Origin of the sequence: Limnobaculum parvum, from assembly GCF_003096015.2 — a bacterium.
In the GTDB taxonomy this organism is placed as follows: domain Bacteria; phylum Pseudomonadota; class Gammaproteobacteria; order Enterobacterales; family Enterobacteriaceae; genus Limnobaculum; species Limnobaculum parvum.
In genome coordinates this window covers 1,047,671-1,061,564 of record NZ_CP029185.2, presented here as the reverse complement: position 1 = coordinate 1,061,564, position 13,894 = coordinate 1,047,671, and the positions used below count along the sequence as shown (strand labels likewise).

Below are 13,894 nucleotides of genomic sequence, written 5' to 3'. Positions count from 1 at the left end.
TCAATTAACGCTTTGGGGATTTATGGCATCTGTTAAACGTTCAGTAACCAATAGTATAGCCCGTATGCTGATCGCAATCGTGATCCTTTCGATTCTTTCCACAGGGCTTGCTTTGATTTCGTTAGCAGCCAGCCGCACGGACGCCGAGGCAATAAATATTTCGGGTTCTTTGCGTATGCAGAGTTACCGCCTAGCCTATGATCTGACCACTAACTCCCCCTATCTGAACCCCCATATCCAACAGTATGCGCTGTCGATAAATGCCCCTGCATTAAAAGAAATTAATGAGTTTTACTTTCCAGCAGATATACAAAAAAAATACCAAACCTTACTGGATCGCTGGCAAGAATTGGAACAAGAGTTAACGCATAATAACGGTGATATCTACATCGATCAGTTAGCTGATTACGTTAATGAAATTAATGAGTTCGTGCTTGCCATCCAACTTTTTTCTGAATTGAAACTAAAAATAGCGGTTTTTATCAGTATTATCAGCGTACTGAGCACTATTGGGCTGGTATTTTATGTTATTCACTTCAGTCGTCGAGAAATCGTCGAGCCACTTAGCCGCATGGTTACCGCCAGCCACTATATTCAGACGGGACGTTTTGACCATCAACCGTTAGATGTAGGACAGCATAATGAATTGGGTGTATTGGCAACGGCTTTTACCTCCATGTCATCTGATTTGGAAAAGATGTATCAATCGCTGGCAGAAAAAGTGGAAGAGAAAACCGTCAAGCTAACTCAGGCCAATCGTTCATTGGGCGTGCTATACGATTGCCTTCAGGCCCTGAGCGTTAGTCAGGTTGACCGCCAGTGTTTCGAGCAGGTTCTGCATATTGTACGTACCAGTGAAAATCTGGTAGCGATTCGTCTGGAAGTTCAAGACGGCGGCGAAGGCCGCTGGGTACTTGAAGAGGGTGCTGAAGATGAAAGCCGCACATGGCAGCATCTGCCACTACAACAAGATGAACAAATTCTAGGTAAGCTGAGTTGGCAATGTTCTGACACGGCCGTTCACCCTCAGCTAATTGAAAACGTCAGTAATATCCTTAGTCGAGGGATCTATTTTAACCGGGCACAAAAGCGTTATTTGCAGGTGTTACTTATGGAAGAACGAGCCACTATCGCCCGGGAACTTCATGACTCGCTGGCACAGTCTCTTTCTTTTTTGAGAATTCAACTCACCTTGCTTAAACGCGTTATTCCCAGTAATAATGAGCAAGCTATGAGTGTAATCACTGATTTCGATCAGGCACTGTCCAGTGCCTATCGTCAGTTAAGGGAACTATTAGCAACATTTCGACTCACAATTCAGGAAGCTGACTTACACGAAGCGCTAAATCAGTTAATCACTCCGTTGCAAGGGCAAACGGAAGTTCCGATTCAAATGCACTGTGCCCTTTCGTCACAGGCATTAAATGCACAACAACAGGTTCATGCATTACAAATTGTTCGAGAGGCCGTCCTGAATGCCATAAAGCATGCCAACGCAAGTCTTATCAGCATCAACTGTGAGCCTACGAATGACGGTAATAATATGATTAGCATTACCGATAATGGAGCTGGGATAAAAAGTTTAGATGAGCCTGAAGGACATTATGGACTCAACATTATGAGCGAACGTGCTTCACGTTTAGGTGGAACGTTAGCCATTGGGCCGCATAAAGGTGGTGGGACATTAGTCCGTCTCATCTTCCCTCAACAATAAGAATGGCAAGGTTAAAAATAGATTTGCGGCGCCTTTCAATAATTTTAAAAACGGAGTAATGACAGTGCAAGAACAATGCAATATTTTGATCGTAGACGATCATCCCTTGATGCGACGTGGAGTCCGGCAGTTGCTTGAACTGGAACCTTCACTCAATATTGTTGCAGAAGCCAGCAACGGCAATGAAGCAGTTACCTATGCCTGTCAATTGTTACCTGACTTGATTCTGCTGGATCTGAACATGAAAGGTCTGTCCGGTCTGGATACGTTGAAAGCCTTACGTAATGAGGGTATTGCGGCCCGTATTATCGTGCTGACCGTTTCTGATTCCCGCAGTGATATCTATGCGCTGATTGATGCCGGTGCCGATGGCTATTTGCTAAAAGACAGCGAACCTGAACTGCTATTGAAGAAAATTCTGCAAGCGGCCAACGGTGAGAATGTGTTTAGCGACATTATTCTTGAATACCTTGGTACCCGCGATGATCAGAGCGATCCATTTGAGTCGCTAACTGAACGTGAGCTAGATGTTCTGCAAGAAGTGGCTCGCGGTATGTCTAATAAACAAATCGCCTCTCATTTGCACATCTCCGAAGAAACGGTAAAAGTGCATATCCGTAATATGCTGCGTAAGCTGAACGTGCGTTCACGCGTGGCGGCAACCGTGATGTATCTGGAAAGAAAAAGCCAGTAACTATCGTGGATTCATGCGGTGATAAAACCGGGCTTTCGGTGGGGAGTCCGGTTTATTAGTCAGGTATGAGTATTTTCAGATTCCGAGCGTAGTCATATATTCTTTGAGTTTTCAGTTTCGATTTTGCTAATTGATTTGAAAACAAGGTGGGTATTAATTCAAGGACAGATCAGGTTCCCTTAATTATTTTATTGGATTACTTATCCCCTAAACATACAAACGGACCATCATTATTCTTATTACAAGGTAAGTAATCAACAATATCATACAATTTATTAGCTAAAACACTTTTACACAAAAATTATATTCTTTATCATTTTTCAAAGTTCGTACACCCAGACTTATTGACTCAACTCCATTTTCTTGTGTATCTTTCAATGTATAAGAGTATCCTTTATTATTGAAGGTAATAAATAAATATGATGTAAGCGGACGACTATAATACTTATATTCAAATGCTTTCAGACTATTTTTTAAATCTAAAGATGGGTAAGTAATCTCAGTTTTATTCTTATATCCATATGAATAAAATAATGAGACTGGTTTCTTTTCATTGTTTACATCTCCATATAATGCAATAAACTTTCCTTTATCGGTTTCACATAGAAAGTAAACCTTGTCAAAACTGTATGAGGAATTGAAATAATCTTCAAGATTAATAGCATAACTTTGAAAAGACAAAAAACACACAAGAATCCCAAAAAAGCATTTATTATAATCCATTGTATATCCCCTCAAGTTTTGTATCATATTCATTCTTTTTATAACCAGCACCATTATATAGAATGGCAAACTTAGTCCATTTTTTATATCTAATGACTTAATTAACCGCCGTCTCTCCGGATAAATTTTATTTATTTTTTCCATTGCCAACCTAGCATTTTCATTTGATTCATTTAGTTTTTTTGGATACTTCATTTAATTGTTCATTCTCTTGATTATTAAATACTGAATGGCAATTAAAACTGACCAAAAAAAGCCCTATGCAAAAAAAGTTCTTAACTCACCTATTAGCATATGAAACCCTTCGATTATATCTATCTACTAATTGAAAATTCATCAACACTAATCCAAGCAACAAGTATCTTATTATTTTTCATTAAATATTTTATTTTATAAAAACCCCCATCATCACTCATGTCAATCAGATCAAACACATCCCCCTTGATCAGATATGCTCTTAACTTATCATTTGAATTAGCTGATTTTAGAAGAATGGCTTTATTTACTGAAATAACACCTGATATTGTCTTTCTTTCCGTGAAGTTGTCATCACCAGTAAGTAAAGCTGTGCTTTTTATTTTATTTTTTGAATATACTGTCCTTTTTATAAGGTCACATCCAATGCATTCATCCCGAAAAATCAACTCACCCTTTGAATCCTTCATTTGATAAATATCTTCATACCATTTACCACCATCACGCCAATGACTTACAAAGTTATTATTTATAATTTTATAATTACATATTTGGTTACCTTTTGGAAAAACAGAAGTATCATCAATGCTATTTTCATTTATTGAAAATAAAATAGAACACTTATTAATTTCATTATTAGATGTGATTGTCAAATATCTTTTATTAAGCAAATTCACCACCTCTATATTATTATAACCGCCATTAATTAAATCTTTAATGCTCTTGGGAAGGGCAATTCCACCACAAAAATCAATTGAACAACTCTTATCTTCAGCCTGTAAATCTGAAATAAAAGAAAGAAAAATCATCAAAAAAAGCGATATAAACTTAATCATTTCATTTCCCACTCTTTTTTAATTTTATCAAAATTACTTTGTCTTTCCTCAAGACCATTACTCCCACCATTAGCAGCTATCCTGCAGCATTAATTTTATATAAATAAATTTTATCTCTTGTTACTTTAAATGTGTATATATATGAAAATTCTGGACAACAAAAACCATCAACAGCCGCTCCTTCAATATTCATATTTATGTCGATAAAAATATCATTATTATCAGTTTTACAATTTAATGTGAGTATGTATTTTTTATTTCCATTAATATATTCTTTTTGTGTAATAGTTTTAAAATTATATAACACCCATTTTAAAAAAGACCTTGTATATTTATATGAATACATATCTGGGAAAAGATAGTTTATGTCACTTTTTGCATTATTTATTACATCTTTTTTATTAAGAACGGCCTCGATTTTCGCTATATAAAAAAAACCTCAGCATATAAAAATGTGTTAAATTCCTCATCGGTCAGTTTTTTCTTACTTATAAAAGAAGATAGTTTATTTATAGAGGAATTAAATTTATTTACTTCAGCCCTTAAAGGAAATGATGATAATATGAGCATAATCAATACCAATAATAATTTCCTAATTAATTCATTCTTGTTAATTATGAGTATTTTCATATGTCATTTCTCCTCCTGCTACATTTAGCACTGGTAACTTTTCAGATTCTGAGGAAACTATATATCCTCTGGGTTTCATATAATATAGCACTGCCCCACTACCAACACTTGTAATATTCATATAATAGTTACCCTGATTCCCCCCTAATGCCACTATTCTACCATCATTAGTTTGACCTACGACAAAAGCAACATGACTAAAATTAAATACAACAATTGCCCCTAAAAATGGCACACCTTTCGGATCTCTATCTATCCCATGAATTTCACCCTCAGCCCAGGCATTTGGTTTCCATCCATAAGCTAATGCAGGGTAACTATAGGTATTAATATATCCAGCTTGATTCATACACCAATTAACAAATGAAGCACACCAAGAAGTACCTGGGCCCATTCCCGCTGCATTAGTCGTATTATGATATATTCTTATTGCTGATGATAATGGCTCATCAGTTTCCTTCACATCTTTATACTTGTGATATTCTCCCCATGCTATTTTTAACCATGGACATGAGATATCACTTTCTGTGGTGTTAAATCAAGGACAGATCATGGATACGATCCCTCCCTCAATACTAGTTACTCTAAAGTATTTTCCGGATGGAGATAAGAGGTTTGTGGATGATTTCGAATAATTGTAATAACGCTCATTTTTTGATATGTCTATTTTTTTTCCGTTTTTTATAAAAAATATTTTTTCCCATGAGTTACTATCAATATTTTTTCCTTTTAATGGAGTAGAAAATATAATTTCATTTCCATTAGATGATTTAATAACCTCAATCAGCTAATACTGGTATCGAAAAGAGAAAGCTTAATATTATTATCAATAGTCTCATTTCAATTCCCCTCAATTGAGCATATAACTATAGAATCTATATCCCTAACAGTAAAAACATAACGCTACATCATTAAATAGCACCAGTAAACCTCAATTAATTAAATTTATTTTTTAGATAATTTCTTAATGATGAAGAATCTTTGTACTTAAAAAATGATTCTTCCCCATTAAATCCCCCATCTAAGCCATTCAATTATTCTTACCAATTATATTCACTTCCCCAGAGCCTCACAGTTAAATCCCTCTATAAATATTAATCAATTCTTTTCTAATTGAAGATGAATCTTTAAACGAACACGATACTATATTATTATTTTCATCAATACCATCAAAGCAATAATTAAACTTATCATACTGAGGTTCTTTGGGGAAAAAATCCACATAAACACCATCATTCCCTTCAATAACCTCAAACTGTAATGCTCTATAGTATTTTCCTTTCAAATTTTTTACATCAGAGGTCTTTGTTGACAAAACAAATACTGGTTTACCTGGTATGTTCACAGAAAACACAGATATTACTTTCCAATCATTAAAACTAAATATGAAATTCATCTTATTATTTTTCATATTAATGCTATACATACCAGTACAATACTTTTCACCTTCACTCTGGCATGGTAATTGAATGAATAACAAGATAGTTTTTCCTTTAGCTCTATCTATTGTAATTGGTGAATGCGGTATTGTAACGTCACTATATACATAAGTGCATCCAAAGAGAACAATAATAAAAATAACAAATTTACACATCATGCAAACCTTAATCATTCCCCTAAAAAATATAACCACATTGTCATTTCTCTTATTTTTTAGTCATTCAATTCTAGATGAGAAACTTATTAATCACAAACAATAAGGCTAGGAACTTAATCTTACAAACACTCTTTTTGGAATCTTCCCCCCCTTTCCTTTTTCTATCATAAAATCTTTATACTCTTTATATAACTGCTTAGATTTATCATATTTATTATATTCCTTGCCTAATTCCCAATATACATCTGCAAGATTAAGCTTGGCTACTACTCTAGAAGGATAGTTGTTTACTATTTTCTCTAGTATAATACCACTTGATATCATATCATTTTTAGCAAGAAAAAATGCCAAATCATTTAATAGAACAACATTGTTATCATCTAAAATATCTGCATACTCTATTGCATCGTAAATACTAACACCTGAAATAGCATCATCTGTCTTTTTTTCGTTTATTAATACTTCAATTTTTCTTAAACTAGAAATGACTTCTTTTTTCACATCAACATCTGGCACAATAATATATTTCTCATTACTACCAAGAACCCTACAGCACTTTACTCTATCTATTTTCAATGAGGGGAAAAAAACTTCAGATATAGGATCTGCTCTTTCACCAGTTATGACTCTGGTAAGAAAAAACTGCTTTTCATTTAAAAACCAACTATATACCTCTGAATAAACTTGCCCCCCCATACTGTAGTAGGTACTATCTACTTCAATATCACCTTTTTTATAGCTTTTATGGATGGATGGAATAATTTCACTATCGTCCGGTTTAATAATGTAATTGATTCTTTCATTTACAGAGGACAAGTACATGGTTAAATGTAAAATGCCATTAATTTTATTTTCTTCTATCTTATCGTGAATACCATCATTATCATAATCATAATCATACGTAATCACATTAGCATACGTGTAATTTTTAAAAATAAGAGTTACAAAAAAAACACATAAAAACCTTATTATAAAATTTTTAATTTTCATTTAGATAACTCCAAAATTCTATTCTCACTGTGTTCTCTTGCATCCGAATATCCATACCATTTACCTTTTTGCTCTGGTTTTCCTGCAGCATCATGTAATGAAATATATCTTCTATATCCTTTCAACGCTTCTACCTTAGACTTTTCACTTATCCCTGACTTATTACCTTCAGGGTCATTCCATAACCCCCACGCAAAAATACCTCTCATTTCATTATATGCTTGACTTTCCTCTATATAATATATTCCACTATGATTCTTTTTAAAACATAACGCCCCATTAGTTTTCTCTATAAATTTATTTAACACTGATAATCTATGGTCATACCCATTATATCCCCCATTAATTTTCCTTGTTATCCATATAAAATCGTCATTATCTGCATGTGGTGTTAGTATTGCTTTAACATTCCAATACCAAATAGCTGAAGTTATGCTATGAGGTTCAGATTCAAGTTTTATATAATTTGTTCCCGAAGTGACATCCTCATTAATATAATCACCATATTCCTTATAGTTATCTTTAAATGTTATTTGTATCAAGCCCCGTCCACGCCAAGGGTCATAACTTAAATCATTACCTAACTCTTTTGTGTACTGAAGATATCCACTTTCAGTTAAAAGTTGAGATAAAAAATGTCCCTTCCGTAAACATGTATCAACATCATATGTTACAAAGCTTTCATTAAAATGACTTAAGTATTTATTTGCATTTCGCTCACTAACAGAAAGTGATTTTAGCAAATCAATAGTTAATTCTTGTACACACCTACAACTTCTATCAGCCAGCATCAAATCAACAACCCCCACCGGATGAAAATGCCACACCCTCCCATCCTCCGGCAACCCCAACTTCCCCGCCACATCCTTATACCAAATCAACGCCTTAATCTTTTCTCTCTCATTTTCCCAGTGCTTTGCATCTTTATTTTCCGGATCCAGAACGTTAAACAGTGCTTCCCATTTACTCAGCCCTTCATCCGCATACCATTCACTTTCATACTTCACCACCAACCGGGCCATTTGTTCTGCTAGCCAAGGTTTAGACAACGCCTTCTGATATTCATATACCATCAGTCGATCATCCTTCTCACCCTGCCCATCGATAATTTCATGCAGCTTCTGTAATAACTCTCCCCGATCTGCCTGATTGGCCTGAGCTCGCAGGTTGACTTCCTTTTTAGTCCCCTCTTCTGACGCGGGATCGCCATGATTAAGTTCCTTCGCCGCCGCCTGCTCAGAAGGCTGACTTTGTTCTTCGATTAACTCAAATCCGGGCCACGACCAAGGAGAACAGCGGGTAACCGTTCCCCCCTCCTTGACCCAGCCACTGATATCCTCACCCTGTTCATTCCCTGACTCAATTCGCCACCAGATCGTTTGCCCCTCACTGACTTTATCCTCTTTCTTTATCTGAGACAGCGGCAACACTCGCATAAAGCCGGTAACAGGGCTTTCTGCCGTCACCTCTTTCAATGGAAAACTTTTCCATGCCGGCAAGGCTGATGCAGTATCCGTCCTGCGCCCCCGCTCATTAAGACCCCCTTTGGCCACCCAGCATGGCTGAGCATCCGTCGGGGAGAAACCAATCAGCCGTGCTTTCTTATCATTCTCCTCCAGTTCCTCAATAAGTTTGACGCTAGCCGGCATCTTAGTGGCATCCAACGACACACTGTCAGCAATCGCCTTTTGTTGATCTTTATTTATCGCATACTGCTTTTTCGCTGCCGTATAAGCACCTAACTCAGTGCTTCTATCTAACACTTTTACAAGATAGAAAATTTTAACTTTTAACCAACCACTATCTTTTGGCGAATCGCTTTCAGGCTCAACATCACACCCCGCAGGGATCTCTGTATCAGATGCTGACGGTTGAGTCAGACGCGTACCTTTGTCGACTTTTAACAAGCTCTTCTGATTATCCGGTAGACGCCCTGCAAACTCCCTGCTCTTAACCATAAACTCGGGAACGTTATCACCGCTAAAAAACTCCAGATGGAGAATGGGATAACCATGACAACCGTATCCTGCCTCGACTTTCAAATTATCAGTGCCCGGATAACCCACCATCTCGCCGGCTTTAATAGGAACAGGCGACTCTAATATTTGTATTTGATCCAATTTTTCAGGAACCGTGGCAACCACCTCTAAATCAGCAGTAGATAACCAACCGGGTAAATTTCCTTCAGCGTCAGCTTTTAATGGTGGAACCGTTGAGTCCGCCGACTCAAGCCCTTTAAGTTTACTGCGGCTTCCCGTTGCCTCTCCCAACGTGACTTTTTTATCCGGTAATAGCACCGCCAGTATCTTTGACGTAGCGTCTGCCGTTTCCCGAATATTCTGTCCTTTTACCGTTTTCAACACCGTTTCTTCGTGTGGATCTTTGGACTTTACTCCCACAAACCAAAGATCAGTTTCTCCCGGTACCGCCTCCAGATCGTTGGTAAATACATAGCCCTCCGTTGTGCCATCCCAGGCAGGATAGGCTGCGCCAGAGACAATCTCTTCCACCTTTTTATACTTAGGCTTGGTTGTCAGCGCATCGCCAACACGAATGATACTTCCCCTCGCAATGACGCATAGAACAGATTTGTTATTGATATCCTTTGTCACACCCGCTTTCAGTGGCCGCATACGAATACCGATAAGTGCATCGTTCTTTTTATCTGCTTTTATCTGATATTGGGATTTACCCCAAAACGCGGGAAGCTTAAGCCCTTCTTGCTGATACATTTTCCACGGCAGCATATGCATAAACAAACTGTAGAACGTCATGGACGGACGTGGTTCCGGTGTTGCCGCTGGGGGTTCTGTGGGTGAAGCTGGAGTTTCCGCAGGTGCGTTATTGCTGTCAGGCGTAGCGGGTACGGGGGCTTGAGCAGGTTGTGTGGCCGGTGCGGGCGTTTCCTCCGGTTTAGTTTCTTTCTCCGCGGGAGGCTCCGGAGGTAACTCAAGGCGATGGCGGATTAAAGCAAAGCTTGAGGAAAATAGCACCTGTGGCTCATCTACGTTGACAGAGACATACTCATTATTAATTCGAGTGGCGACCACTTCACCATCAGCCAAATTATATAAAGACATAGCCCATTGAAGCTCAGAGCCGTAATCAAAGTGAATACCACCATGCCATATACCATGAACACCCATGGGATAAAATCCGCCAGTTGCATTAGCCTGACGTTGATAGTAGATAGCGGGCTCCTGAATAATTTTTCCCGGTTTGACCTCTGCAGGAGTTTCATTTCGATTAGGGGTATTGGTTGGATTCGCTTTATCAGGCCCCTCTTTTAAAAACAGAGACCATTTGTTTACCGGTGCGAGTGTACTCATCATATATCCTTATTATCCATATAACAGTGAGTTACATAGAGAAACTAAATTTTTTGGTTGAGGGTTTCACATACTTATAGTGAGTAATTGGCATTGGTTTACGCTCATTATTTAACTGCGCTGGCCCCATCTTCTGCATCGCAATCGACTTAATGGTGACATTCTTCGAACAACCCAGTTCTATATTCCCATTTGCGATTTTGATGTATGCCCCTTCACAAACCAATATCAGCTCTTTACTCGCCGCAATGGATAAGGTTCCATCCACACTGGCAATCTCCATATCCTGCTTCGAGGCCAACTGCATCGCGTCATTTTGCGCCTGAACCTCCACCTTTCCCTGATTCGCCAGCAGTTTCATGCCGTTCTGCTGAGTAAACAGGCTGATGCCGCCGCCCGTTGCCAGCGTCAATTTTTTACCCACGCCGATATCCGCATTGCTGCCCGTATTGATATACAGATTACTGGACGCCGACAGTTGCATATCGTCACCGCTGGCGATACCAATACCGTCCGGCGCACTGGCCAATATCACGCTTGCCGTCAGGTCTTTTAGCTTCTGCTCTATTAACGTCTTCTGTGCCGCGATTTCAGCCACCAGCGCCTGGGCCTGCTCTGCCGCATGGTTTAGCCCTTGCATTTGCGCATAGGCCGCGTCTAGCAGGCTCAGTGCAGGCTCCATCCCCCGCACTTCACCTTTGGCTTTCGGTTGCCCATCCGCACTAATAAACAGCCCTTTCCCCGCCCGTATAGCCCCCCACTCATCGGTGCGTAGCTCAAACCCTTCTCCCCGCTGTTTCCGTTCGGCATCCACCAGATGCCCCATATTCAGCTGGGTTTTGCCGTATTCGGTGGCGACTTTGATGTGCTCTTTGCCGCGCTCGTCGTCCATTCGCAATTTGTTATTGGCTGGGGTGCGGATCAGGTTGCGTTTATGGTTGGCAAGAGTGACCACATCCCCATGACGGGAGTCGTGCATGGCGTGGGCGATATACGGTCGGTCGGGGTTGCCTTCGGTGAAGGCGATAGCCACTTCGGTGCCGTCAATCAGCGGGAAGTGGATGCCGTAGGTTTCACCGGCGTAGGATTTCGCCAACCGCATCCACAAACTCTCTTCCCCTTTACGCCAGTTGTCGTTCAGGTCGAAGTCCATCTTCACCCGATAGCGACCCTGTGCGTCGATATAACTGTAGGTGTCGTTATCTGGGCTGGTGACCCTTGCCGGTAAGGTGCCGCTGATGGTCGGCCAAGGCAAACGAGCTGGGCGGTAAGGGCGCAGAACGTCGTAAGGAATACCGGTGAAGCTGATGACATAGGCCTGTTGACGGTCGCCCTGCGTCTCTACTGAAACAATCAGAATGCCGCTGCCCGCTTCCGCTATCGGTGAGCCGGATACGGTCAGAATTTGCCCCGGTGCCAGATGGGATAAGGTGGTCTTTCCGCTGATGGTGATTTGTTCAGTCATAAAGCGCTGATGGCGCAGGCGAGCATACCACGCGCCTTGACCCACGCCTTCTGGCTCTTCGCTGGCAGCAGCGTCACTTTCACTGTCGCTCAAGCCATTGAGCAGGTCTCCACCTTTATCGGATAAGCCTCCCAGCGAACTGCCGACGCTGTCGAAAGCCCCTTTGGCCTGACCCGCCATGTTCTGTACCGTACCGGTCACGCCGGAAACCGCTGAACGAGCAGAGGAACCCACTGACCCCGCGGCAGCGCTGGCGATATTGCCCATACCCGCAGCCGATGTTCCACCGGCGATACCCGCTGGCGAGGGTAATGAAACCCCACCCTTAACGCCGCTGACCGCACCGCCCACCGAGCCTGCCACGCCGCTTAACTGGCTGACGCCGGGGATATCCCCTAAGCCGTTTGGCATCATATTGCTGAACTGACCGACTAAATCATCCTGTGCATTGGCGTGGTTGGTGTCTTCGCCTTTGTCGCGATAGTGCTCACCGTAAACATAATGTTGACCGCGGGTGGTGTTATCTTTTTGCGCGCTGTTAACGTCGGACTTCATGCCGGTTTGGGCGTTACGGTAGTTATAGTCTTGGGTCAGCACATTTTTGGGCACGGTCTTGCGGGCTACCGACATATCCCATACCGATTCCACCCCGTTATCGTTATTGCCAGAAGGCTGACGATAGCTGGCGGTTGGGCCGTCCTGATATTGCTGTTCACAATCGCCAAACACCACCACATCACAGTTGTGTTTGGTGTGGGTTTCAAAGCGGAACCAGATACCGCTGTCCGCCAGCAACCGGCGAATAAAGGTCAGGTCGCTCTCTTGCCATTGAGAGATGTACTCTTTGACCGGGTAGCTTTCCGTGAGCTCAAAGCGGAAATCCACCCCGGTCATTTCGTGTTGACGCAGCACCTGCTCTACCACTTGGGGAACCGTCTGGTTCTGGTAGATGGCGCTGTTTTGGGTATTTTCCAGCAGGGCTAAACGCGGGGCGAGCGTAATGGCGTAACGGGCTTCGTCTGCCGATGTGGCTAACTGACTGAACGCGGTGACCACCCCGTATAAAATTCGGGTTTCGCTTTCACTACCGCCTAGTGAACGGGTGATACCGCTGAGGGTCGACAGGCTGGAGCCGGCTTTGCCCAGTAAGCCTGAGGCTTTACTGGTAGTACCGCCTATCGAGTTTGCTACGCTTCCCAGCTTGCCGGCTGCCGAGTTGGCCTGATGTGAAATAGAATTACCGACATTGCCAATTTTATCGCTGAACATGCCGCCAAATGCATTGAAAGCACTCATTAATTCATGACTCAGCTCACCGCCCAGTCCGCTGGCACCGCTCGGCTTCAGGATAAGCACCGCGTTCTCACTCAGAACCTGTTCCATCGTCAGGCCGTGTTGAGCCGAAAATTGGATCTCATATGACCATGGTTCACTTAAGTGCTCATACCCGAGTACACTTAATACTGAAAACTGAGCGTTCAATCCGTCAACCGCTAACAGATAGCGACTTAGACCCTCCTCTGACGCTGAATATCCTCTTTTCAATAAACTTGCCGCATCCCCGAATCCATAGTCATTAAGCTGTTGGTTTAGCAGTTCTTTACCCGTTTTCATCAACAAATCTTTCATTCTATATCCTTACAGATACCCTGCAATAAACAGCTACCGCAAAAAAGACAAAAGATACGCCTCATAAATGTGTTGCAAATAACTATTTAAAA

Annotated in this window: 9 protein-coding genes; 2 read left to right on the top strand and 7 right to left on the bottom strand. The window is 41.1% G+C overall.

The genetic code is table 11. The annotated features are described in order from the left end of the window. Positions 1 to 22 precede the first annotated feature (22 nt). Entirely contained in the window at positions 23 to 1,714 is a 1,692-nt protein-coding gene (gene narQ, locus HYN51_RS04060; RefSeq protein ID WP_108901671.1) for a nitrate/nitrite two-component system sensor histidine kinase NarQ, read from the top strand. Between the two features lie 58 nt (positions 1,715 to 1,772). Continuing rightward, positions 1,773 to 2,408 carry a two-component system response regulator NarL gene (gene narL / locus HYN51_RS04055; RefSeq protein ID WP_108901670.1) on the top strand — a complete coding sequence of 212 codons (636 nt, stop codon included), beginning with the start codon at positions 1,773 to 1,775 and terminating at the stop codon, positions 2,406 to 2,408. A gap of 279 nt (positions 2,409 to 2,687) precedes the next feature. Here the strand turns inward: narL and HYN51_RS16855 are convergent, their stop codons facing one another. The 7 genes from HYN51_RS16855 to HYN51_RS04015 all read right to left on the bottom strand — a co-directional run bounded on the left by HYN51_RS16855 (position 2,688) and on the right by HYN51_RS04015 (position 13,802). Then, entirely contained in the window at positions 2,688 to 3,326 is a 639-nt protein-coding gene (locus tag HYN51_RS16855; RefSeq protein ID WP_230514017.1) for a hypothetical protein, read from the bottom strand. Positions 3,327 to 3,445: 119 nt separating this feature from the next. After that, complete coding sequence (locus HYN51_RS04045; protein ID WP_108901669.1) at positions 3,446 to 4,162, bottom strand: hypothetical protein; 717 nt, start codon at positions 4,160 to 4,162, stop codon at positions 3,446 to 3,448. Between the two features lie 610 nt (positions 4,163 to 4,772). Then, positions 4,773 to 5,255, bottom strand: a complete 483-nt coding sequence (locus tag HYN51_RS04035; RefSeq protein WP_157952979.1) for a CHAP domain-containing protein — start codon at positions 5,253 to 5,255, stop codon at positions 4,773 to 4,775. A 612-nt stretch (positions 5,256 to 5,867) separates the two neighbouring features. Next, entirely contained in the window at positions 5,868 to 6,389 is a 522-nt protein-coding gene (locus HYN51_RS04030; protein ID WP_157952978.1) for a hypothetical protein, read from the bottom strand. Positions 6,390 to 6,494: 105 nt separating this feature from the next. Continuing rightward, entirely contained in the window at positions 6,495 to 7,379 is an 885-nt protein-coding gene (locus HYN51_RS04025) for a tetratricopeptide repeat protein (protein ID WP_108901665.1), read from the bottom strand. Continuing rightward, a complete protein-coding gene (locus HYN51_RS04020) occupies positions 7,376 to 10,711 on the bottom strand; it encodes a glycoside hydrolase family 19 protein (RefSeq protein ID WP_157952977.1) in 3,336 nt (1,111 codons plus the stop codon). The genes HYN51_RS04025 and HYN51_RS04020 overlap by 4 nt, the downstream gene beginning before the upstream one ends. A 28-nt stretch (positions 10,712 to 10,739) precedes the next feature. Next, complete coding sequence (locus HYN51_RS04015) at positions 10,740 to 13,802, bottom strand: DUF2345 domain-containing protein (protein ID WP_108901663.1); 3,063 nt, start codon at positions 13,800 to 13,802, stop codon at positions 10,740 to 10,742. Positions 13,803 to 13,894: the final 92 nt, after the last annotated feature.